Below are 22,326 nucleotides of genomic sequence, written 5' to 3' on the forward strand. Positions count from 1 at the left end.
CGTCATGCGCTCCTCGGATAGAGCAGCAGGCGCTCGCGCGGGATCTCGACCTGGATGACGCCTCCCGTCTGGATGCTGAGGCGACGCACGGCATTGACCGAGAAGTCGGCGACGAGCGTGCGCTCGCCGAGACGCGGCGCAGCCAGCCGCGTGCGCCAGAACATGCCGAGGAATTCCATCTCCCGGACCTCGGCGTCGATCAGGTTCTGCGGCGTGGCGGGCCGATCGACGGCGTTGACCGCGTGGGCATCGGCACCGTGCGGAATGATATCGACGGGGCGTACGACGGCGGTGGCGGCATGGCCGGCGGAAAAATCCTCCGTCGAGCAGCGGAAGGCGGAATGGCCGATCTCGACCTCGCCGTCGGCGATGACCTTCGCCGGGAACTGGTTGGTCTCGCCGATGAAGTCGGCGACGAAGAGGGTTTCGGGATGCCGGTAGATTTCCGTGGGTGAGCCCACCTGCTCGATGACGCCGTGGTTCATCACCACGATGCGGTCTGCCATGGCGAGCGCTTCCTCCTGGTCATGCGTCACCATGATGGTGGTGACGCCGAGCTGGCGTTGCAGCGCCTTGATCTCGTGGCGAAGATGCACGCGCACCTTGGCGTCGAGCGCGGAAAGCGGCTCGTCGAGCAGGAGCAGGCCCGGCGATATGGCGATGGCGCGGGCGAGCGCGATGCGCTGCTGCTGGCCGCCGGAAAGCTGGGCGGGGTACTTCTTCCCGTGCGCCGAAAGACCGACCATTGCCAGAAGCTCGTCGACGCGCGCCTTCACGCCCTCTTTCGAGCGGCCGGTGTTTTCAAGGCCGAAGGCGATGTTCTGCTCGATGGTGAGGTTCGGGAAGAGCGCGTAGGACTGGAAGACGATGCCGTAATCGCGGCTCGACGCCGGCAGAGTGGAAATGTTCCGCCCGTCCTGCAGGATGGTGCCCTGCGTCTGGAGGTCGAGGCCGGCGATGGCACGAAGCAGCGTCGTTTTTCCGCAGCCGGAAGGGCCGAGGAAACAGATGAACTCCCCTCTGGCGATGCTCAGCGAGATATCCCGCAGCGCGACGAAATCTCCGTAGGCTTTCCACAGGTCGGTGATCTTCAGATAGGGAGCCGGCTCGGCACCGGCAGGTGCGGCAGCCCTGGAAAGGGTCGTTGGCGTCGGTTCGATCGACAGGGCATGTCTCATCGGCAAGCTCCGCTGGCAGGGATTTCAGGGGAATGCGATGGGCGGAGCGCAAAGGCACCCCGCCCGGCCGATCAATATCAGCTCTTCGGCTCCGACTTGGCGTCGTAGCGCTTCTGCCATTCCTTCAGGATCGCGGTGCGATTGTTGGCGGCCCATTCGAAGTCGTTGTCGATCATCTTGGAGGCGATGTCCGTCGGCAGGTGCTCGACCTGCTTGGCGACGCCCGGATACGCGACCACGGCATAACCGGCATTGTACATCTCGTTGGCCTCCCTGGTGATCGACCAGTCGACCAGCGTCTTGGCTGCCTCCAGGTTCGCCGTGCCGGCGATGATCGCCGTCGCCTCGGCTTCCCAGCCCGAGCCTTCCGAGGGGAAGATGATGTCGATCGGCGCGCCGGCGCTCTTGGCCTTGGCGCCGGGGAATTCGAAGGAGACCCCGATCACCGCCTCGCCTGCGCCTGCCATCTTGCAGGGCTTCGAGCCGGAATGGGTATAGGCCGAGATGTTCTCGTGGAGCTTGTCCATGAAGCCCCAGGCCTTCTCCTCGCCCCACATCTGCATCCAGCCGGAGACATCGAGGAAGCCCGTGCCCGACGAGGCCGGGTTCGGCATCACGATATGGCCCTTGTATTCCGGCTTGGTGAGGTCTTCCCAGCTCGTGGGCGGCGTCAGGCCGAGCTTTTCGCCCTCCACGGTGTTGTAGCAGAGCGCGGCGACATAGGCGTCCATGCCCACCCAGCTCGGCGGGTTGTCCTTGTCGACGAACTTCGTGTCGAGCGCCTCGACGCCCTTCGGCCGGTAAGGTTCCAGCATGCCCTCGGTCTTGAGCAAGAGCAGCGAGGTCGCGGCAAGGCCCCAGACGACGTCGGCCTGCGGGTTGTCCTTCTCGGCGAGCAGTTTTGCGGTCATGACGCCGGTGGAATCGCGCACCCAGTTGATCTTGATGTCGGGGTGCGCCTTCTCGAAGGTCGCCTTGTAGCGGTCGAGGTCGACGGCTTCCACGGCGGTGTAGACCGTGAGCTGGGTTTCAGCGAAAGCAATGGCGGGGATCACGGCGGACATGGCGCCGGCAAGCAAAAAAAGCATGCGTTTGTTCATGATTGAAATTCTCCTCTGAAGGCCTGGAAAAATCCGGGAAGCACGGTGGGCGATCTCGTCGTCGCCCTTGTATGGTCGGCTTCAAGAGGCATTCTGGCAGGGGTTTTCAGTAAGTAAAATTTATTATTCTTATCATTCAGAAAGAAAAAACGATAGAAAATCTGCTTCATTTGCAGGCACTTGCCCATAGGGCAGGCGACAAAAAAGGGAGCCGTGCGAAACGGCTCCCAGGAAAGGCGATCCTGCAGGGGTTTGCTCAGATCACCATGGCAGGGAGAAGGTCTTGACGTTGGTAAAGCTCTTCATGGCCTCGATGACGCCTTCCTTGTAGCCGTTGCCCGAATCCTTGATGCCGCCGAAGGGGCTCATCTCGATTCGGTATCCCGGCACTTCCCAGATGTTCACCGTCCCGACCTTGAGACCCGCTATATACTTCTGCATGCGGCGGAAGTCGTTGGTGCACACACCGGAGGAAAGGCCGAAGGCGGTGGAGTTGGAGAGCGCGATCAGCGCGTCGTCGTCGTCGGGCGCGCGCACGATCGGGATGATCGGCGCGAAGGTTTCCTCCATGACCAGTTCGCTTGCATGGGAAACCCGGTCGACGACGATCGGCGGCAGGAGGGCGCCCCTGCGGCCGGGATCGTAGAGCACCTCCGCCCCCTCTTCCGCCGCCCTGTGCACGCGGCGCTCGAAGACTTCCGCCGCCTTGGCATGGACGACCGTGCCGAGTTCCGTCGCGCGGTCCATGGGATCGCCGAACTTCAGCTTCTTCGCCCGCTCCAGCACCAGGGGCACGAAGCGGTCGGCGACGCGCTCCTGGCAGAGGATGCGCTTGACCGCCGTGCAGCGCTGGCCGGAATTCTTGGTCGCGCCGGCAACCGCCAAATCAGCCGCTCTCGCGAGATCGTCGTCGGAGAGGTCGTTGAGGATGATCAGCGGGTCGTTGCCGCCGAGTTCCAGCACCTGGCGCTTGTACTGGGCATGGGCGGCGATCAGCTTTCCGACCGGCACGGAGCCGGTGAAGGTGATGAGGTCGAAGTTCGGATTGGTGATCATCTCCATGCCGATATCACCCGGCCAGCCGGTGACGACAGAGAGCATTTCCGGCGGCAGGCCGGCCTCGTAGAGGATGTCGGCGAAGACGAGCGCCGTCATCGGCGTCAGCTCCGTCGGCTTCAAGACGACGCAGTTGTTCGTCGCGATCGCCGGGGCGACCTTGTGCGCCACCATGTTGAGCGGGTGGTTGAAGGGCGTGATCGCCGAAATGGCGGTCAGCGGCTCGCGGGTGGTGAAGATCTTGCGCGCCTTGCCGTGCGGGGTGAGGTCGCAGGAGAAGATCTCCCCGTCATCATGGATGCACATCTGGCCCGAAAGCGTCAGCACGTCGAAGGCGCGGCCCACCTCGTAGAGCGAGTCCTGCTTGGAAATGCCGAGTTCCAGCGTGATGAGGTCGGAGACCTCCTCCTTGCGGGCGACCAGCAGCTCGGCCGCCTTGAGGAGGATGCGCTGGCGCTCGTAGCGCGTCAGCTTCGGCTGGTAGCTTGCCGCGATCTCGAAGGCCTTGCGGGCGTGCTCGGCATTGCCGGCCGGAACGGTGCCGATGACGGCATCGTTCCAGGGATAGTGCACCTCGATCCGCCCTTCGGTATCGACCGCCTTGCCGGCGATCCGCATGGGCTCGTGGCGGATCGCGAATGTCGTTTCAACCTTGGTCATCGCTCCCTCCTAATGCGCCGGCTGGGCGGCCGCGACGAGCGCGTAGAAGAAGGCGTCGAAATTGCGCAGCGTGCCGGCCGAAGAGAGTTCCGGAAGGACGCGGTTGGCAATGAAGGGCACCTCCTGCTCGGTAAGGCCGCCATGGGAGCGCAGCGGCTCGTTCAGCGCGGCAAGGTCGTGCCGGTGCTCGCTGGTGCCGAGCGTCTTGTTTTCCGAGGACACGAGCACGATGTCGCCGATGCGGTCGTCCGGCAGCTCGAAGCGCACGCAGGCCTCCGGGCGCGACAGCACGACGTCGATGCCGTCGATCGCCTTCAGCCGCTCGATGATCTCCTCCTTGTCGCTCCCTTCCGGCAGGTAGGCCGTGGCGAAGGAGCCGAGCGCACCGTGGTGCACGACGTAGGGGTCGGTGATCGGCAGGATGACGCGGGCGGCGTCCTTGCCGAGCCATTCGTCGAGCAGGTCCTGCACGTAGATGACGTCGGGCGTGCCGTCAGCCTTGTGCTTCGGCTTCATGCCGTGGTCGGCCGTGACGATGATCGCCGCACCGAGCGCGTCGAGTTCCGTCAGGTACTTGTCGAACATCTCGTAGAAGGAATTGGCCTCCGGCACGCCCGGCGCATATTTGTGCTGCACGTAGTCCGTCGTCGTCAGATACATGACGTCGGGGCGGAATTCCCTGAGCAGCTTCACGCCGGCGGCGAAGACGAATTCCGAGAGGTCGGCGGAATAGACTTCCGGCACGGGCCGGCCGAGCCAGGCCGAGGCATTGTCGATGCCGTGCTCCGCCTTGGTCGACGTGTCGGATTTTTCCGAGGAGAAGCAGATCGCGCGGCCATCGTCGAATGCCAGGCCGTGGCCGAGCAGCGCGCGCAGCTTGTCCTTCGCCGTCACCACGGCGACCTTGGCGCCGGCATCGTAGAAGGCCTTGAAGATGGTCGGCGCGCGCAGGAACCGCGGGTCGTTCATCATCACTTCCTTGCCGGTCGCGGGCTCGTAGAGATAGTTGCCGCAGATGCCGTGGATCGCCGGCGGGCGGCCGGTGGCGATGGAGAGGTTGTTCGGGTTGGTGAAGCTCGGGATGACGCTGAGCGCAGTGCGCTCCGTGCCGGTCCTGCGGATGCGCTCCAGGGTCGGCATCAGGCCGGCCTTGATGGCCTCGTCGAGATAGGCCGGCTCGCAGCCGTCGAGGCAGATGGCGATGGCCGGGACATTCGGCCAGGGATAGGTGCGCCGGTTGGCGGTGACGGTGATCTTGGACATCTGGTTCATCGAAGGCTCCATTCTCTTCGTTAAGCCGCGAGACGGCTGCGTTCTTCAAGGGCGATGGCCGGCGGGGCGGCGCTGTCGACGCCCATTTCGGCAAGGGAGGAGCGGGCGGCGTCCACCACTCGGCGCATGACATGCTCGTCCATGCGACCGATGCAGCCGACGCGGAAACTGTCCACCACCGTCAGCTTGCCGGGATAGATGATGAAGCCCTTGTCCTTCATGAGATCGTAGAAACGGTCGAAGGCGAAGGCCGGATGGGCCGGGCTGAAGAAGGTGACGATGATCGGCGAGAGCCACTGGTCGGCCAGCAGCGTCTCGAAGCCGGCCTCGCGCATGCCCGCCACCATGACGTCGCGGTTGCGGGCATAGCGTGCGCCGCGGGCGGCGACGCCGCCCTCCTCGCGATGGATGCGCAGGGCCTCCAGGAAGGCGGCGACAACATGGGTCGGCGGCGTGAAGCGCCACTGGCCGGTCTTGTTCATGTAATCCCACTGGGCGTGGATATCGAGGCTGAGCGAATGGCTGCGGCCCCTGGCGGCCTCCAGCTCGCTCTTGCGGGCGATGACGAAGCCGAAGCCCGGCACGCCCTCGATGCACTTGTTGGCCGAGGAGACGATCGCCTCGTAGCGGAAGTCGTTGACGCCGGCCGGCACCGCGCCGAAGGCGCTCATGGAATCGACCAGCAGCTTGCGGCCGCGCGAATAGACGGTCTCGGAGATTTCCTTCAGCGGGTTGAGGATGCCGGAGCTGGTCTCGCAATGGACGACGACGACGTGGCTGATATCGGGATCGGCATCGAGCGCGGCGGCGACTTCGGCCCCGCGCGGCGGCATGTAGTCGCCCTTGTCGATGACCACGTGGTCGCGGCCGAGATAGGACAGCGTCTGGGCGATGCGCTTGCCATAGGCACCATTGCTCAGCACCAGCACCTTGCCGTCCTTCGGCACGAAGCTGCCGAGCATGGCCTCCACCGAGAAGGACCCGCTGCCCTGCATGGGCACGCAGTCGAAATCGCCCGCCATGTCGCCGGCGATGTCGAGGAGCTCACGGCGCAGTTCCGCCGTCATGGCGCGGAAGTCGCCATCCCAGGACCCCCAGTCCCGCAGCATGGCCTCCTTGACCTCGTAGGCCGTCGTCAACGGGCCCGGCGTCAGGAGATAGGGCTCGCCGAGCCTTGGCGTTTCAAGCGGGGCAGAAGCGGTGTTTGGCATGGTCCGTCCTCACGTTTGGCTTATCCGGAAACGACAATGCGGCGGAAAGACATATCTGTAAAATCGTTCTTTTGTATCAATCTATCGATCAAACTTATGCATTCACGCGGCGGGCACGAGACGGCTTTCCAGCAGGTCGCCGGTTTCCCGCAGGCGCGGATAGGCCATGGTGGTGACCAGCGAATTGACCTCCTTCAGCGCACGTACGATCTCCAGATGCATGTCGCTGGACTGGATGCTGGCGGCCACACCCTGCCGCAGGCGCTCCAGATGGTTCTTGCTGCTCGTTTCCACCAGGCTGCGCACATGCTCCTTTTGCCGCACCATCTCACGGGCGATGAGGGGATCGGGCGAAACGAGGAGGTTGGCCGCGAGCCGGACATTGGAAAACACCGCGCCATGCAGCAGCATCAGTTCCCGCCAGCCTTCCTGCGAAAAGGCGCCCGCACCGTCGAGACGCTCCTGCGCCATCTGCAGCAGGCTCTTCGCGACGACGTCGCCGGCATATTCGAGGTGGATCGCCGCCTCGGTGAGCTCGATGCCCCGTCGCGACTGCTCCTCGGTAAGCACCCCGCGATTGACGGCCGCGATATAGAGCTTGATCTCGCTGTGGGCCCTGTGGATGTCGCCGTCTATCCGCCGCAACGCCGCGACCGTTTCCGGTGTCGGCGACTGGATGACCGTCATGACCGGCTCCAGCATCCGGGTAATCAGGTTGCCCATGTGCAGCACCTCCCGCGCCGCGGCGGCAAGCGCCTGTGCCGGCTTTTCGATCAACGACCGGTCGAGCGCGCTGACATGGGCCGTCAGGTCGCCCTCGCCGGCCGCCTCCGGCGTGAGAAGCCGGACGAGACGTCCCATCAGGCCGCAGCCGACGAGCCCGAGCAGAACCAGCGCGGCATTGAAGAGCACATGCAAGTTGACGAGCTTGGCGGCCACCGTCGCGCCGGGCAGCCAGTCGAACGGCGCATGCAGCGCAAACAGCGCGAAGAGCGCGGCGCTGAACAGCGCGCGGAACAGGAGGTTGCCCAGCGGCAGGCGCCGTCCCTCGACCGGCAGGCCGCGGGTCAGCCAGAGGGCGATCAGTCCCCCGCCGAGATTGACGCCGAGAACGAGGGGAATGCCGACATCGAGCGGCACGATCCCCTTCGCCGCGAAGGTCACGATGAGCAGGATCGCCGCCACGCTGGAATGCAGCGCCCAGGTAAAGATGCCCGCGAGGATCATCACCGTCAGCGCATCCTTGCCGAGAAAGGCGATGGCGGAAGGCAGAAGCGGGCTCTGCGCCAGCGGCAGCGTCGCATGGCCGATCATCTGCAGCGACAGCAGCAGAAGGCCGATGCCCAGCACCGCGCGCCCCGCTTCCACCGCCTTGCGCGAGCGCGCCTTCAGGTGGAGCAGGCCGCCGCCGGCGATCAGCAGGGGCGCCAGCCAGTGCAGGTCGAAGGAAAGGATCTTGACCACCAGCGCCGAGCCGAGATCGGCGCCGAGCAGCACCGCCAGCCCCGCATCGAGCGCCAGCGCGCCGCTGATGGCAAAACCGGCCGCCAGCATGGCCACCGCCGTCGAACTCTGCAGGGCGATCGCCACGAGACAGCCGTAGAGCGCGGCCCGCAGCCTTCCGCCCCCGCCGCCGACCGTGCGCGCCACCATATCGCCCGAGGCCGATTCGACGCCCTTCTTCACCAGGCTGACGGCGTAGAGCAGGAGGACGGTGGCGGCGGCAAGCTCGAGGACGACGGCCGGAAGGTTCATGAGGCGCGCTCCGCAAAGAGAGTGGAAATCCCCGAACTATCCTTTCCCGCTTTACATAAATCAAATCGTTCGTTTTAATAAATGCATAGATTCAAGCTATCGAAGGCCGACCGTCATGCGCTATGTGCAACTCCGCGCCTTTCACAACGTGGCCATCCATGGCGGCTTTTCGCGCGCCGCCGAGGCCCTGTTCCTCACCCAGCCGGCCGTGTCGGACCAGGTGCGCAAGCTGGAAGAGGAATACGACGTCCTGCTCTTCAACCGCAACAAGAAGCAGGTGACGCTGACCCAGGCCGGCCAGCAGCTCCTTGAAATCACCCGCCGCATGTTCGACGTCGAGCAGCAGGCACTCGACCTCCTGTCGGAATCGCGGGCGCTGCGGGCGGGAAAGCTGCGCATCGTCGCCGACGCCGCCCACCATCTCCTCCACATCCTCGCCGCCTTTCGCCGCGCCTATCCCTCGGTGCAGGTCTCGATCGACGCGGGCAACACGGAGACGGTCATCACCAGCCTTCATGCCTACGAGGCCGATATCGGCGTGCTGGGCGAGATCCCGCAGTCCAGCGACTTCGAAATTCTCAAGCTGAATTCGACGCCGATCATCGCCTTTGCAAGCCGCGACTATCTCCTCGCGGGCCAGGAGACGGTGACCTTCCGGGAATTGGCAAACCACCCCCTCGTCATGCGCGAGCGCGGCTCCAAGACCCGCCAGAAGCTGGAGGCCATGTCGGAACAGTGCGGCGTGCCGCTGACGCCGCTCATCGAGGCCGAAGGCCGCGAGGCCGTTCGCGAGATCGTCGCGGCGGGCGGCGGTGTCGGTTTCGTCTCCTCAGCCGAATTCGGCCAGGACAGCCGCCTCGTCCCCATCCGCATCGACGCCCCGGAAATGCTAATGGACGAGGCTCTCATCTGCCTGCGCGAGCGCAGCAACGGCAAGCTCGTGAATGCCTTCTTCGACGTTGCGCGCCAGCTCGTGCCTTCTCCGGCATGACGGGAAGACCGCAGCCTCGACACGGCCCAGTTCAGTTGGGCGACACGATGCTCGCCAGCCAGCGCTGCACATGAAGCGCCATCGCGTCGGGCTGCTCGAGCGGGGCGAAGTGGCCGGCATCCGCGATGAAATGAAGTTCGGCGACGGCGATGGCCTCCGCCATCTCTTTTTGGATATCGGGCGGGCACACCGCCTCATGCATGCCGGCAACGACAAGTGTCGGCTGCGTGATGGCGGAGAGCCGCGGGCGGCTGTCGGCGCGATGGATTGCGACTTCCGCCTGCTCTTCGAGCCGGCCGGGGCCGCAATCGCGCGCCATGGCGACGATCGTGTCGCGCAAGGCTTCGTCCCCGACATTGGCCGCAGACACCAGCCGCGGCCAGGCATCGAGGATGAAGCCGTCCATACCTTTCTCGTACGCATCCGCCACGGCCTTGCGCCGGACTGCCGCATTGGCCGGCGGATCGGGGCGCGCCGTCGTGTCAATCAGAGCGAGCCCTCCGATCCGCTGCGGTTGTCGGGCGACCATCTCAAGCGCGCAGATTCCGCCCAGCGAGAAGCCGGCGAGCAGGAAATATGGCGGCGCATTCGCAAGAATGATCTCGGCCAGGTCCGGCATCGTCCGCGCGCCAGCCATGTCGCCGATCAGGATCGGATAATCGCCGAGCCTTTCGATCAAGGGCGCGAAGACCCGTCGGTCGCAGGCCGTGCCCGGCAGCAGCAGGAGCGGCGGCCGCAGGTCACCGGTCGTCGGGGTATCATCCATCGTGTCGAATGCCTTTTCCATTACCAAAACAGGCCGCGCAAAGGGAATCAGGTTCGGGCTGCCTCGAAATTTGCCCAGGCCTCCTCGAACTTTGCGAGATCGAAACCTTCCTGTCGAGCAGGTTCCAGGATCAGCCGCTCGGTCGCCTGCAGTTTCTCGATCGATGCGGCAAGCACGGGAATGACCTCGGGCGGGACCACGACGGCGCCGTGACGATCCGCATGGACGAGATCGCCCGGCGCGACCGTCATGCCGAAAACCGTGACCGGCACACCGATCGCTTCCACATGCACGAAGGCATGGCTCGGTCCGATCGAGCCGGCAATCATCGGGAAATCATCGGGCACGTCGCCGAGATCACGCATCACGCCATTGGTCAGGACACCCGAAAGGCCGAGGCCGCGATGGACGGTGGCGTTGATCTCGCCCCAGAAGGCGCCGACGCAATGGGGGAAATCCAGATCCTCGATCACGGCGATCGATGGCGAGCTGCCATCCGCCATGTGCCGGTAATAATCGCGGCGGCGCGTCTTGATGGCAGCCGCGTCCTCGTTTGAAGGAACGGCGGCGGCGATCTTCGCCGTGCGGGCATAGCCGACAACCGATGGCGCCGTCGGGGCCGAGGAGATCACCGTGCCGCGGGTGAAGGCGTTGAAGCCGCGCCTGCCCTGCGCCACCTCGATCGCGTTGCAGACGGTGGGCGTGTCGACCTTGCGCAGCAGGGTGAGAAGAGCGTCGTCCAAATCCTGTCCTCCGATGTGTCAGGCTCCCGCCGGAGGGCTGGAGCCTGTTGAATGATTGAAAACGCGGCGGCATGTTCGCCGCCGCATTGGACGCTTCAGCCACGCCAGGTGAAGCCGGCCTTGTCGCCGGTCGCGACGACGCGGTAGAGGCTCGCCTCACCGGTCATCGAGGGCGTCAAGCCGTGCTTCAGGCCCGGCGGTACGGCGCAGGTATCGCCGGGGGCGAGGACGGATTCGCCGCCATCCCAGGTAAGCTTCCAATGGCCGCGCATGACCATCAGCACCTCGTGACGCGCGTTCACATAAGCCGTTTCCGGAATGGAGCCGCGGGTCAGAAGCTCGACCTCGAAGCCCGGCTTGTCGCGCAGCAGCGCGTTTTCGCCGATCACCTTGGCCGGAGCCTTCTGCGCCAGCGCCATCAGGTCCCAGTAGCGGGCGACGTAATCGCGCACCACCTCGGTCACCGGCGTTTCCGGGAAGGCCTTCAGCTCCTCTTCCGTCAGAAGCGGCATCGGCTTGATGCCATCCGGCAGGGTCTGCCCCTTCTTGCTGTCATAGAGCTTGCCGTTCTCGCCGAGCACGAGGCCGTGATCCTTGGCGTCCTCGATCACCTGCGGCGCCCAGATCACGCCGCCGCCGGCATCGTCGCCGCCGAGGATCGCCATGATCATTCCATAGTCGGTGCCGATGTTCTCGAAGCCGCGGAAGATGCCGGTCGGGATGTTGAAGATGTCACCCTCTTCCAGCACGACCTCGCCGGCATTGCCCCAGCGGCCCCAGAAGAAGCGCCACCGGCCCTTGAGCACGAAGAACACTTCGGCCGTGCGGTGCGAATGCAGTGAGTTGCGGCATTTCGGCGGCTGGCCCGCCGCGCCGATGTTGAAGCCGGGCGTGTCCTTGATATGGACATGCTGGTCGGCGCTTTCCGAAACGCCGCCGCCGATGATCGTGAAGTTTTCCTTCTGGTTCGAACCCGGCGTATGGGCGTCGATGAACGCGGTGCGGCAGGGCCTCAGTTCACCATAGCGAACGATGCGTTTTTCCATTTCCGTCTGGGAAATTTGCATTCTCTCATCCTTTCATACGTATGCAAAATGGATTGCAGGCACGGCTTGTCCGTCCCCTCCGGGGCGTTTTGGTTAGCGTGTCTCTTCTGTTGGAGCTTTTGTGCGGGTCGAACCGCGCACCACGAGAGTGCCGTCGAGGGTGACGCGGCGCGCAGTCCCGTCGCCCTGCTTGATGCTTTGCATGAGCATCGCCACCGTCTCGGCGACCATGTCATCGACGCTCTGGCGGATCGTCGTCAGGTTGTAGGCCGGCCAGCGCGCCGGCGGCACGTCGTCGAAACCGACGACGGAGACATCCTCGGGAATGCGCAGGCCGAGTTCGAAACGCAGGACATCCATCACGGCAAAAGCCATATGATCGTTGCAGACGAAGACGGCATCCGGCCGTTCCGCGCCGGCGAACATGCGTCGTGCCGCCGCCTGGGCTTCTTCATAACGGAAGTTTCCGACCTCGCGGGCGAAGAGCGGCAGCCCCGCAGCCTCCAGCCCGTCACGAAAACCCTGTTCCCGATCGCGCTGCGTCGAGGCGCCCTCGAAGCCGGCAATATAGCCGCAACGGGTGTGTCCGAGCGACACGAGCAGATCGGCGAGCTGCCGGCCCCCGCCACGATTGTCGGAGGTGACGGCCGAAAGCCTGACATCGTCTTGAAGACGGTTAAAGAGCACGATCGGCACGCCGGACGCATGGCAGCGGGCCGCAAGCTCGGAGGACATGGTTGCGGAGGCAAGCACGATGCCGTCGACCTGATAGTCGAGAATCTCCTGCGTGATCTGATCGACCCCTTCCGAGGCGATGGAGGAGATGAAGACCAGCACATGATAGCCCTGGTCCTGCAGCGCCTTCGACAGGCGCTCGACCACTTCCGGATAGAAATAGTTTTCGAGATAGGCGACGACGAGGCCGATGATGCGGCTGCGGCCGGTGATCAGCGAGCGGGCCAGCACGTTCGGACGATAACCGAGCTCTTCGGCCGCCGCCTTGATCTTGTCAGCCGTTTTCTTCGAGACCGAGGTTCCCGGCGTGAAGTATCGCGACACCGCCGACTGGCTTACCCCCGCAAGCCGCGCAACATCGTTCGACGTGACCTTCTCGTTTGCCATCAGTTCCCCGCCCCGCTCACATCCGTCATCTGCCGGGATTTCCCCGCGATCACAAAGACATCCCGCGCACGATAGGGGACGAAAACCGCAATGTCCCCTCCCCGTGACGGATGCCCAAGCTTCTTTTTCACCTTCCCCGAAACGCTGAAGATCAGGCTGGCGCATGTCGCCTCCGGCAGCCGGCAGGCCCCGGTCTTCGCACGTTCGGGAAAGGTAAGAGCCATGGCCGTGTTTCCTTGTCAGTGATTGCCGGCGCCCGGCACACGCCGGGGTTCGATACGCAAGCCGGTTTGCTGATCAAAGAGATGTATCCGTGCCGGATCGGGCCGCAGACCGACCTTGTCGCCGATCTTGCCGTCCCAGGCCCTGGACGCGCGGGCGATCACGCGGCTCGTGCCGGTCAGGACCGTGACGAGATTGGCTTCGCCGGTGAGTTCGACCGCATAGACGCTGCCGACGATGCCTGCCACCTGCGGATCGACGACCTCGATATCCTCGGGCCGTATCCCCAGAATGCCGGCGCCGTCGGCACCGAAATCCGGATGGGTGACGGAGACATCCGTCGCCTTGAACGTGCCGCCGGAAACCGCACCGGGGATCAGGTTCATCGGCGGGGAGCCGATGAAGCCGGCAACGAAAAGATTGGCCGGCGTGTCGTAGATTTCCGCGGGCGTGCCCAATTGCTGGATGCGGCCCTCGTTCATCACCGCAACCCGGTCGGCAAGCGTCATCGCCTCGATCTGGTCGTGCGTCACGTAGATCGTGGTCACGCCCAGCTCATGCTGCAGGTGCTTGATCTCGGCCCGCATGGTCACGCGCAGCTTGGCGTCGAGGTTGGACAGCGGCTCGTCCATCAGGAACACCTGCGGCGTGCGCACGATGGCGCGCGCCAGGGCAACGCGCTGGCGCTGGCCGCCCGAAAGCTCCCGCGGCTTGCGGGCCAGCAACGGCCCGAGCTCCACCTTGTCGGCCGCCGCCCTTACCCTTGCCGCGCGATCGGTCTTCCCGATGCCCCGGACCTTCAGCGGATAGGCGATGTTCTGCTCGACACTCATATGCGGATAGAGGCCGTAGTTCTGGAAGACCATCGCGACGTCGCGCTCTTTCGGCTGCACCTCGTTGACGAGGCGATCCCCGATCCGGATCTCGCCGCTCGACGGGTATTCCAGGCCCGCGACCATGCGCATCGTGGTCGTCTTGCCGCAGCCGGAGGGGCCAAGCAGGACGAGGAACTCGCCATCGCCGATGGAAAGGTCCAGTTGCTCGAGCGCCGTGAAATGACCAAAGCGCTTGGCCACGTTTTTCAGTGTTACAGATGCCAAAGGTTATTCCTCCCCGTCGGCCGTTGCCGGCTCGGCATAAATCTGTCGCAGGATCGAAAGCTCGTCATAGAGCGTCCACTCCTCGACCACGTTCTCTCCCTCGAACCGGAAATGGGACATTCCCAGCACATAGACCGGCTTGCCGCTCGGCGCGCCGAACAGGCCGTCGCCCCTGTGATGCCCCGTGATCGACCAGCGGACCGCCGCAAGCACGCCATCCGTTTCGACGACATCGCAGTAATGGTCGAACGAGAATTCCGCATCCGGAATGGCGGCGAGCAGTTGCACATAGTGGTAGATCAGCCCGTCCTTGCCGGCGATTTCACGCCCGCCGGCAAGATGCCCGACGACATCAGGATCGTAGAAATCATGCAGCACGTTCAGGAGACGCCGGTTCCAGGCATCGTGCAACGTGTGCCGCAGACGGTCTTCCAGGTTCTTTTTCGGACGGTCCAGCGGGGCCGGCTGGCGCGGGCTGCGCACGGCCGGCAAGCTCTCCAGCGTGTCGGCAAACCAGGGTTTCCTGCCCTGCCGGGCATCGTCCTGCGCAAGCCTTCTTGCCAATTCGTGGATATCGACACCGAGCTGCTTTGCGACCGCGCCGTTGTCGCGGATCAGCCATTCCAGGAAAATCTGGTTGTCGCGCGAGACGCAGTCCGCGATCGTGAAGAAACGCGAGGCTCTTCCGGTCGTCGGACCATAGGACGAAGGACCGAGATTGGTCATGCGCGAGAAGCCGAGATGGCTGGTGTAATATCCCTCCTTCGGATCGCCGCTCCATGCGACGTTGATGAAATCCATCTCGCGATCGGGGAACGACTGCAGCATGGAGAGCGTGCCGGTGACGACATCCTCCACGGAACGGGTGACGTCGAAGCCGGTATAGACCGTGCAGTTCTCGGCATAATAGTCATAGATCTGCCCAACGGCCCGGTCGGCCCAGATCCAGTGGGTGATCTTGAAGATGTAGTCGACGATATCGCCGAAGTCGTCGTCGAAACCGTCCATCGGGAACGAACCGCGCTCGACCGGCTTCAGCAGCTTCTCGATGGGGACGTGCCGAACCTGGCTTATCCTTGGTGATACGGGCGTAGGCATGTTGCGTCCTATCTGACCGAGCCTGACATCAGGCCCTTGGTGAAATATTTCTGAACGAAGCGGGAGAGGACCAGCATCGGCAGGATGATGACAAGGCCCATCGCAGCCATGATCTCCCAGACGTCGCCGCGTTCCGTGCGTGCGCTCATCAGACCGACCTGCATCGTGGTCGCATCCTGCTGCGTCAGCACGAGCGCATAGAAGAACTCGTTCCAGGAGACGACGAAACAGAAGATCGCCGCCGTCGCGATGCCCGGGAGGGCGACGGGAACGACGACGTCCCAGATCGCCCTGAGGCGGGACGCGCCGTCGATCTGGGCGGCTTCCTCCATGTCCATCGGTATGCTGTCGATGAAGCCTTTGATCATCCAGATCGCATAGGGCACGACGAAGGACATGTTGGCGATGACCAGCGCCGTCCTGGTGTCCAGCAGGTTGACCTGCCGGAAGACGATGAAGAGCGGGATGATGACGACGACCGGCGGGATGAACTGCGTTGCCAGCACGCCGATCGGCCAGATGCTGCCGCCCGGAAAGCGGAAGCGGGAGAAGGCATAGGCTGCAGCCGTCGCGATCGGCAGCGAGAAGACGAGCGTGCAGAACGTCACGACGATGCTGTTCCAGGTTCTTTCGCCGACGAGGAACGGGGTGGCGAAGGAATCGCGGATGTTCTGGAGGGTCGGCGTGAAGAAGATCTTCAGCGAGTACACGTCCGGCGCACTCTTGAACGCCGTCGCGAGGATCCAGGCGATCGGCCCGAAGAAAATCAGCACGACGACTGCAAGGGCGACGTAGCGCGCAGCCTTGGCAAGCCTGTGTTTTGACCGAACGTTCATATCACGCGCGCTCCATAACGAACCGGGTGTAGAGAAGGGCCAGGACCCCCATGACCGCGGCCAGCAGGTAGGCGATCGCGGCGGAATAGCCGAGGTCGTAGAACCGGAAAGCCGTAAGGTACACGAGATGCGCAAGCGTTTCGGTCGCCGTGCCGGGGCCACCCGCCGTCAGCGTGACCACCTGATCGAGCACCTTGAGCGAGAAGATCGCCTTGAGCAGGATCGCGATCGTCAGCACCGGCCGCAACTGCGGCAGCATGATTTCCCAGAACACGCGGAACCGCGAGGCGCCATCGACCTGGGCCGCTTCGATCGTCTCCTGCGGCAGGGCGGCAAGAGCGCCCACGAACAGCAGCATGAAATAGGGCGACCAGTGCCAGACGTCCGAGGCGATGAGCGCCGCCATCGCCAGGGTCGGATCGGCAAGGATGGGAACACCTTTCAACGCAGGGATGATAGCCCCGAGCCCGGCGGAAATGGCGCCGAATTCCGGATTGAGCAGAAAGCGCCAGGATATGCCGAGCAGCGCCGGCGACATGGAGAACGGCAGCACCAGCAGTGTGCGGACATTGACGGTAAGACCGTCATTGCCCACCAGCAGCAGCGCCAGCGCCATCGCCAGCACCAGGGTGATCACCACGGAAAAGACGGTGAAGATGCCGGTCACCCGAACGCTGCCCCAGAAGTCGGGGTCATCGGTGAGAATGAGCCGATAATTGTCCAGCCCGACAAAGGGACCGAGCGTCGCTTCCTGGGCGATGTTCCAGTTGTGCAGCGAGAACCAGAACCCGGCAACGAGCGGGTAAAGCAGCGTCATCGCCATGATGATCAGGGCGGGCGCCACAAGCCAATATTTCAGATGTTTGTCCACCAAGTGAACAGCTCCTCTTTGCGGTTCCATCGTCGGCCCGTCGCCACCGGTTGCAGAGCAATCGACGCCTCCAGTCGGGCCTTCCGCGACATTATCGACCTGCGGCGGCGACAGGTTCCCGGCCCGCCGCAGGAAGAGAGCGCAACGGGCCTCAGCCCTTGCGGTAACCGGCGCGGCGCAGGATGCGGTCGATGTCGCGCGCGGCTTCATCGAGCCCGTCCTTGACGGGTTTCGCCCCCGTCGCCAGATCCGAGATGGTGTTTTCGAGCGTCGTGCCGATCTGCGGCCATTCCTTCAGCTGCGGCATGATGCGGGAGCCTTCGAGGCTCTGTGCCGCGACCCGGTGCAGGCCGAAATTGGCGTCGTTGACCTTCGGATCCAGGAAGCTGGCCGTATGCGTGACGACGATATCCGACGTATCGGGATTGGACTTGTCGATGACGCAGGCCTGCTCCAGCTCCGGCCGGGAAACCCACTTCATGAACTCCCAGGCCGCATCCTTCTGCTTCGACAGGGCGCTGACGGCAAACGGCAGGGAAAGCGCATAGGAAACCGGGCTGCCGCCGGCAAATTTCGGCATGGGCGCAAAGCCGATCTGGTCGGCCTTCAACGTCGACTTGTCGCTGGTGAGCACCGAATAGACCCACCACCAGACCATGACCATCGCGGACTTGCCCTGGGCGACGGAATTGACCGCATCGTCCTCGGCGAACTGCACCGAGCCGGGCGCCGCGACCTTGTGCTTCAGCAGAAGGTCGAGATACATCTGCGTCGCTTCGATCGCGACCGGCTCGGTGAAGCGCGTCTCCGTGAAATCCGGCGTGAAGAGATCGCCGCCCTTGCCCCAGAGATAGTTCAGCCAGAGGAAGAGGTTCTGCTGTCCGTTGCCCTTGCCGTAGTACATGGCGAGGCCGGAGACACCGGACTTGTCCTGAACCGCCTTAGCGGCCGTTACGAGGTCTTCCCAGGTCGTCGGCGGCTCGACGCCGGCTTCGGCGAGCAGGTCCTTGCGGTAGAAAAGCATCTGCGGATGGCCGCGGATCGGCAGGCCGAAGACCTTGCCGCCGATCTCGCTGCCGAGCTTGTAGGCCTGCGGATAGCTGTTCATGTCGACGCCGTCGCGCGCCAGCCAGGCGTCGATCGGCTCCAGATAGAGCGAAAGCGACGGCCCCCAGCTATCCTGGTAACAGACGACATCATAGTTGGAGCTGCCGGCCACGGCTTCCGCGGCGATCTTGTCGCGCACCTGCGCGTAAGGAACATAATTGTAGACGGCCTTGATACCGGTCAGCTCCTCGAATTCGGCAAAGCGCTTTTCATGGGCGCGGAACTGAGAGGCATGGGGCAGGAGAATATTGACGACGGAGCCCGCAAACGGCTTGCCGGGGAGGATTTGTGCGGACACTCCGCGAGGTATTCCAAATGTCATGGCGGCAGCAGCACCAACGCCACCCTGCAGCATCTGCCTTCTCGTGATCATGCTCAAACTCCCTCTGAAGAATTGGAATGCTCCTCGCATTCGTATGCAAGATACCTTTTTTGCATACGAATGCAATATCCGTTCGAAGAAAAATTCAAGGGGAGGATTTGCGGCGAACCGAATGGCGCTCTACCAGTTGGGCGCCAAGCATCACATGCTCGGGCTGAGCAGCGGAATCCTCGATCTGCTCGAAAAGCAGGCGCAGGCTGGCCTCGACCATCCGGTTGATCGGCTGGCGCACGGTGGTCAACCCATAGGTCGGCTGCGCCGCCGTCGAGATGTCGTCGAAGCCGACGACGCTGACATCCTCGGGAATGCGCAGGCCCAGCTCGTTGCGGATCACGTCCATCGCCCGGATCGCCATATAGTCGTTGATCACGAACAGGGCGTCGGGTCGCTCCGCCGGGTCCCGATCCTTGAAAAAGGCTCGCGTCGCCTGCGCGGTGTCTTCAAGATTGAAGTTGCCGTTTGCCCGCTCGAAAAGCTCCGCACCCCGCGCGTGCAGTTCCGCCCGGAAACCGAACTCCCGATCGCGGCTTGTCGAGGCGCCCTCCCATCCCGCCAGCACCGCGAGCCGCTCGCAGCCGGCATCGAGAAGAGCCTTCGCAGCCAGTCGTCCGCCACCGATATTGTCGGTGGTCACGGCCGACAAGCCCGGGTCGTCCTGGGTTCGGTTGAACATCACGACGGGGATTCCCCGCTCGGTACACTCGATGCACAGCTTGGAAGAAAGCTCGACGGAAGCGGTCAGAAGCCCATCGACCTGATATTGCAGGATATCGGATACGGTGGAATCGATATCCTGCAGCGTGTCCGACATCATGAAGACGAGAGCGTGGTAGCCCCTTGCCTGCAGGCCGTGGCACAGCAGCTCCAGGGCCCGCGCGTAGAACGGATTGTCGAGATAACTGAACAGCACGCCGACGATCCTGGATCGTTGGGTTATAAGCGACCTCGCAATCGCATTCGGCTGGTAGCCAAGCTCCTTTGCGGCCCGCAGAACTTTTTCCCTGATCTCTGCAGACACGCCGGACTGCGTCGGCCAAGGCGAAAACGTGCGACTGACGGCCGACTGCGACACACCCGCCTTCCGGGCCACATCGGTGGACGTCACACGCCTTTTCTTCATATCGATCAACCCTTCGCGGCATTTCCCTGCAGGAAGACATAGGACCCACGGTCCCCTTTAGGCAAGCGGATCTGATCGGCCGTGTCCGCCTGCCCCGGCAAAAAGCTCCAGGCCAGGGCTCACGGCGGAAAAAGAATTCGCGACCCCGCCATTGCCAACATTCGCATTCGTGCTAGCATACGTATGCGAATGGAGGTTCACATGACAGCAACAACCCAAGACCGCCTGCCTGCCGAAGCGACCGCGGGCAACAAGCCGAAATCGAATCCCGCACCGGACCGCGCGCAGGAATCATCGCGCGTCCAGTTCGAAGCGCTCGCCAGGGAGCACATGCCGAAAGACTTCTCGATCTCGCTCGATGCCTATCGCCGGGGCGGGACGGACAACTTCATCGGCAAGGCCCCGCAGGGGCTCGCTTCCCATCCGATGCGGGGCTTCGATCCCACCTATGTCAACATCGTCGACTACATCGTGCGGATCACCCACCGCATCTGGGAAGAGAAGGACATCGGCTACATCTACGACACCTACAGCCACGACTGCACCGTGTGGGACGACATCGGGCTGCAATACGGCCGCGACAAGATCGTCGCCGATACGGTGCATACCAACAACGCCTTCCCCGATATCCGCCTCGTGGCCGACGAGGTCGTCTGGGCGGGCAACGAGGATGTCGGTTTCCATACCTCGCACCGCACGAAGATCCTCGGCACGAACACCGGCTACAGCCGCTTCGGCGCGCCGACGGGCAGGCGCGTACAGCTCTGGTGCATGGCCAATTGCGTGGCGCGGGCGAACGAGATCTTTCACGAGCATGTCATCTACGACACCGCGGGCCTGCTGCAACAGCTCGGCATCGATGTCGTCGAGACCGCCAGGCGCTTTGCCGCCGCAAGGGCAGGCGCCGCTTTGCCGTCGAATTTCCTGGCGGGCGAACCGAAGCGGCTTCCCGGCCAAGGAAAACCGGCCGAGATGACGCTTCCCCCGGTCGAGGACGATCTGGAAGGCTTCGTCAGGGCCGCCTTCCACACGGTCTGGAACCGGCGCAACTTCGGCGCCATCGACAATATCTACGGGCCGAACGTCGTCATGCAGGGCTCGACCGGGCGCGTCTATCGCGGCGCGGGCCAGATCCGGTCCTTCCTGCTGTCGATCGTCGCCATGTTCCCCGATCTCGCCATGAATGTCGACGACGTCTACTGGATGGGCAATGCCCGGGAGGGCTATGTCGTCTCGATCCGCTGGAGCGCCGTCGGAACCCATCGCGGCTTCGGCCCCTATGGCGAGCCGACCGGCAAGCAGGTGAACCTCTGGGGCATCAGCCAGTGGGCGATCGACAAGGGCAGGATCCAGAAGGAGTGGACCGTCTTCAACGAGTTCGGCGTCCTGACCCAGCTCTTTTCCTGAAACCAACGGTCCGGCTCGCTGGAAAGCGGGCCGGCATCCCTGTCGAATAGTGCCATGGCATCGCTCACCGCCCTCGATAGAGCCCTTGAAGGCGCGCTCGCGGCCGGCCGGATCGTCGGCGCGGTCGTTCTCGTCAGCCGCGCCGGACAGCCCGTCTACGCGCGCGCCGCGGGTTTCGCCGACCGCGAGGCCCGCATACCAATGCGGGACGATGCCGTCTTCCGCCTTGCGTCCGTCTCCAAGTCCATCGTCACGGCGGCGGCCCTGCGCCTCGTCGAAAAAGGCGCACTCGGCCTTCATGACGCCGTAAGCCGCTGGCTGCCGGAATTCCGTCCGCCCTGCCCTGACGGCAGCCGGCCGGACATCTCCATCCATCAGCTTCTGACCCATACGAGCGGCCTGTCGCATTCCTATCTGGAGCCGACGGGCAGTCCCTGGCACACGGCCGGTGTTTCGGATGGTCTCGACGGGCTGGAGCTGACCCTTGCGGAGAACGTCGACCGGCTGGCGCAACTGCCGCTTGCCTTCAAGCCCGGCACATCGTGGCGATACTCGCTGGGCATCGATGTCCTTGGTGCCGTGCTCTGCCGGGTAACGGGCGACAGCTTGCCCGATATCGTCGCCGAACTGGTGACGCAGCCGCTCGGAATGCTTCAGACCCGCTTCACCGCCGCGGCCGGCCAGAGGCTCGTCACGCCCTATGCAGGCGGTCCTGCCGAACCGGTCCGCATGCATGACGGCATCGCGCTTGCCCTCACGCAAGAGCAGATTGCCGTTTTGGGCGGGCCTGCCATTCGTGCCATGGGACATCCGGGAAGGATCGACGGGGTCGTCCGTTTCTCTCCCTCGCGCGCCTTTTCTGCCAAAGCCTTCCCCTCCGGCGGCGCGGGCATGATCGGCACGGCCCATGACATTCTCCGGTTCATGGAGGCGATCCGCACGGGTGGAAGACCGATCCTGCGGGACGAGACGATCCGGATGATGATGCGCGACCATGTCGGGCCCGGGGTCGGGACGCAAGGGCCGGGCTGGGGCTTTGGTTACGGCTGGGCAGTGCTCTCCGACCCGCTTGCCGACACACCGCAACGACCGGGCACCGTTCAATGGGGCGGGGCCTACGGCCACAGCTTCTTCCTGGATCCGACGGAACGACTGACCGTCGTCGCGCTGACCAACACCGCCTTCGAAGGCACCAGCGGTCGATTTCCCGGTGCGATACGGGATGCGGCCTACCGAGGCTAGCAACGAAGCCAGACCGCGCCCGTCCACATCGCCCCATTCAC

20 protein-coding genes are annotated in these 22,326 nt (G+C 64.0%); 3 read left to right on the top strand and 17 right to left on the bottom strand.

Annotated elements, in window-relative coordinates; translation table 11 throughout:
* Positions 1-2 precede the first annotated feature (2 nt).
* The 6 genes from shn_RS14555 to shn_RS14580 all read right to left on the bottom strand — a co-directional run bounded on the left by shn_RS14555 (position 3) and on the right by shn_RS14580 (position 8,232).
* Positions 3-1,178, bottom strand: coding sequence for a putative 2-aminoethylphosphonate ABC transporter ATP-binding protein (locus tag shn_RS14555; protein WP_064331044.1), 1,176 nt, complete (start codon positions 1,176-1,178; stop codon positions 3-5).
* A 77-nt stretch (positions 1,179-1,255) separates the two neighbouring features.
* Entirely contained in the window at positions 1,256-2,278 is a 1,023-nt protein-coding gene (locus shn_RS14560; protein ID WP_064331045.1) for a putative 2-aminoethylphosphonate ABC transporter substrate-binding protein, read from the bottom strand.
* A gap of 261 nt (positions 2,279-2,539) precedes the next feature.
* Positions 2,540-3,994, bottom strand: a complete 1,455-nt coding sequence (phnY, locus tag shn_RS14565) for a phosphonoacetaldehyde dehydrogenase (RefSeq protein WP_064331046.1) — start codon at positions 3,992-3,994, stop codon at positions 2,540-2,542.
* 9 nt (positions 3,995-4,003) lie between these two features.
* Positions 4,004-5,266 (bottom strand): phosphonoacetate hydrolase, encoded by a 1,263-nt coding sequence (gene phnA / locus shn_RS14570; RefSeq protein ID WP_064332619.1) that lies wholly within the window; start codon positions 5,264-5,266, stop codon positions 4,004-4,006.
* A 20-nt stretch (positions 5,267-5,286) separates the two neighbouring features.
* Positions 5,287-6,477: a 2-aminoethylphosphonate--pyruvate transaminase gene (locus shn_RS14575; protein ID WP_064331047.1), complete on the bottom strand. Its 1,191-nt coding sequence runs from the start codon at positions 6,475-6,477 to the stop codon at positions 5,287-5,289.
* A 102-nt stretch (positions 6,478-6,579) separates the two neighbouring features.
* Positions 6,580-8,232: a Na/Pi cotransporter family protein gene (locus shn_RS14580; protein WP_064331048.1), complete on the bottom strand. Its 1,653-nt coding sequence runs from the start codon at positions 8,230-8,232 to the stop codon at positions 6,580-6,582.
* A gap of 115 nt (positions 8,233-8,347) precedes the next feature.
* Between shn_RS14580 and shn_RS14585 the strand changes: the two genes are divergently transcribed.
* Positions 8,348-9,223, top strand: a complete 876-nt coding sequence (locus shn_RS14585; protein WP_064331049.1) for a LysR substrate-binding domain-containing protein — start codon at positions 8,348-8,350, stop codon at positions 9,221-9,223.
* A 31-nt stretch (positions 9,224-9,254) separates the two neighbouring features.
* On the opposite strand, the gene shn_RS14590 is transcribed toward shn_RS14585, so the two are convergent.
* The 11 genes from shn_RS14590 to shn_RS14640 form a co-directional block, all read right to left on the bottom strand.
* Positions 9,255-9,902, bottom strand: coding sequence for an alpha/beta fold hydrolase (locus shn_RS14590; RefSeq protein WP_245337299.1), 648 nt, complete (start codon positions 9,900-9,902; stop codon positions 9,255-9,257).
* Between the two features lie 134 nt (positions 9,903-10,036).
* The gene (locus tag shn_RS14595; protein WP_064331051.1) at positions 10,037-10,732 is read right to left on the bottom strand and encodes an RraA family protein; all 696 of its coding nucleotides are present in this window, start codon (positions 10,730-10,732) and stop codon (positions 10,037-10,039) included.
* 95 nt (positions 10,733-10,827) lie between these two features.
* Positions 10,828-11,799 carry a cupin domain-containing protein gene (locus tag shn_RS14600; protein WP_064331052.1) on the bottom strand — a complete coding sequence of 324 codons (972 nt, stop codon included), beginning with the start codon at positions 11,797-11,799 and terminating at the stop codon, positions 10,828-10,830.
* A 72-nt stretch (positions 11,800-11,871) separates the two neighbouring features.
* Positions 11,872-12,900: a LacI family DNA-binding transcriptional regulator gene (locus tag shn_RS14605; RefSeq protein WP_064331053.1), complete on the bottom strand. Its 1,029-nt coding sequence runs from the start codon at positions 12,898-12,900 to the stop codon at positions 11,872-11,874.
* A complete protein-coding gene (locus shn_RS14610; RefSeq protein ID WP_064331054.1) occupies positions 12,900-13,124 on the bottom strand; it encodes a hypothetical protein in 225 nt (74 codons plus the stop codon). Before shn_RS14610 ends, shn_RS14605 begins: the two co-directional genes overlap by 1 nt.
* A 15-nt stretch (positions 13,125-13,139) precedes the next feature.
* Complete coding sequence (locus tag shn_RS14615; RefSeq protein WP_064331055.1) at positions 13,140-14,222, bottom strand: ABC transporter ATP-binding protein; 1,083 nt, start codon at positions 14,220-14,222, stop codon at positions 13,140-13,142.
* 3 nt (positions 14,223-14,225) lie between these two features.
* On the bottom strand, positions 14,226-15,320 hold the full coding sequence (locus shn_RS14620; protein ID WP_084438034.1) for an ester cyclase: 1,095 nt from the start codon (positions 15,318-15,320) through the stop codon (positions 14,226-14,228).
* An 8-nt stretch (positions 15,321-15,328) separates the two neighbouring features.
* On the bottom strand, positions 15,329-16,156 hold the full coding sequence (locus tag shn_RS14625; protein WP_064331057.1) for a carbohydrate ABC transporter permease: 828 nt from the start codon (positions 16,154-16,156) through the stop codon (positions 15,329-15,331).
* 1 nt (position 16,157) lies between these two features.
* Positions 16,158-17,237 carry a carbohydrate ABC transporter permease gene (locus shn_RS14630; protein WP_206362174.1) on the bottom strand — a complete coding sequence of 360 codons (1,080 nt, stop codon included), beginning with the start codon at positions 17,235-17,237 and terminating at the stop codon, positions 16,158-16,160.
* Positions 17,179-18,432 (bottom strand): sugar ABC transporter substrate-binding protein, encoded by a 1,254-nt coding sequence (locus shn_RS14635; RefSeq protein ID WP_206362175.1) that lies wholly within the window; start codon positions 18,430-18,432, stop codon positions 17,179-17,181. The genes shn_RS14630 and shn_RS14635 overlap by 59 nt, the downstream gene beginning before the upstream one ends.
* A gap of 169 nt (positions 18,433-18,601) precedes the next feature.
* The gene (locus shn_RS14640; RefSeq protein ID WP_245337300.1) at positions 18,602-19,621 is read right to left on the bottom strand and encodes a LacI family DNA-binding transcriptional regulator; all 1,020 of its coding nucleotides are present in this window, start codon (positions 19,619-19,621) and stop codon (positions 18,602-18,604) included.
* A 216-nt stretch (positions 19,622-19,837) separates the two neighbouring features.
* Here shn_RS14640 and shn_RS14645 point away from each other — a divergent pair, with 216 nt between their 5' ends.
* The gene (locus tag shn_RS14645; protein WP_168168916.1) at positions 19,838-21,043 is read left to right on the top strand and encodes an ester cyclase; all 1,206 of its coding nucleotides are present in this window, start codon (positions 19,838-19,840) and stop codon (positions 21,041-21,043) included.
* A gap of 54 nt (positions 21,044-21,097) precedes the next feature.
* Positions 21,098-22,285, top strand: a complete 1,188-nt coding sequence (locus shn_RS14650; protein ID WP_064331059.1) for a serine hydrolase — start codon at positions 21,098-21,100, stop codon at positions 22,283-22,285.
* Positions 22,286-22,326: the final 41 nt, after the last annotated feature.

Origin of the sequence: Shinella sp. HZN7 (genome assembly GCF_001652565.1) — a bacterium.
Taxonomy (GTDB): Bacteria; Pseudomonadota; Alphaproteobacteria; order Rhizobiales; family Rhizobiaceae; genus Shinella; species Shinella granuli.

Coding starts and splice junctions, on each gene's coding strand:
- shn_RS14630 (WP_206362174.1), bottom strand. CDS start 17,237: ATGAAGCCGCGCGCGACATCGACCGCATCCTGCGCCGCGCCGGTTACC.
- shn_RS14620 (WP_084438034.1), bottom strand. CDS start 15,320: ATGCCTACGCCCGTATCACCAAGGATAAGCCAGGTTCGGCACGTCCCC.
- shn_RS14650 (WP_064331059.1), top strand. CDS start 21,098: ATGGCATCGCTCACCGCCCTCGATAGAGCCCTTGAAGGCGCGCTCGCG.
- shn_RS14605 (WP_064331053.1), bottom strand. CDS start 12,900: ATGGCAAACGAGAAGGTCACGTCGAACGATGTTGCGCGGCTTGCGGGG.
- shn_RS14625 (WP_064331057.1), bottom strand. CDS start 16,156: ATGAACGTTCGGTCAAAACACAGGCTTGCCAAGGCTGCGCGCTACGTC.
- shn_RS14585 (WP_064331049.1), top strand. CDS start 8,348: ATGCGCTATGTGCAACTCCGCGCCTTTCACAACGTGGCCATCCATGGC.
- shn_RS14560 (WP_064331045.1), bottom strand. CDS start 2,278: ATGAACAAACGCATGCTTTTTTTGCTTGCCGGCGCCATGTCCGCCGTG.
- shn_RS14580 (WP_064331048.1), bottom strand. CDS start 8,232: ATGAACCTTCCGGCCGTCGTCCTCGAGCTTGCCGCCGCCACCGTCCTC.
- shn_RS14575 (WP_064331047.1), bottom strand. CDS start 6,477: ATGCCAAACACCGCTTCTGCCCCGCTTGAAACGCCAAGGCTCGGCGAG.
- shn_RS14645 (WP_168168916.1), top strand. CDS start 19,838: ATGACAGCAACAACCCAAGACCGCCTGCCTGCCGAAGCGACCGCGGGC.
- shn_RS14600 (WP_064331052.1), bottom strand. CDS start 11,799: ATGCAAATTTCCCAGACGGAAATGGAAAAACGCATCGTTCGCTATGGT.
- phnA (WP_064332619.1), bottom strand. CDS start 5,266: ATGAACCAGATGTCCAAGATCACCGTCACCGCCAACCGGCGCACCTAT.
- shn_RS14610 (WP_064331054.1), bottom strand. CDS start 13,124: ATGGCTCTTACCTTTCCCGAACGTGCGAAGACCGGGGCCTGCCGGCTG.
- shn_RS14555 (WP_064331044.1), bottom strand. CDS start 1,178: ATGAGACATGCCCTGTCGATCGAACCGACGCCAACGACCCTTTCCAGG.
- phnY (WP_064331046.1), bottom strand. CDS start 3,994: ATGACCAAGGTTGAAACGACATTCGCGATCCGCCACGAGCCCATGCGG.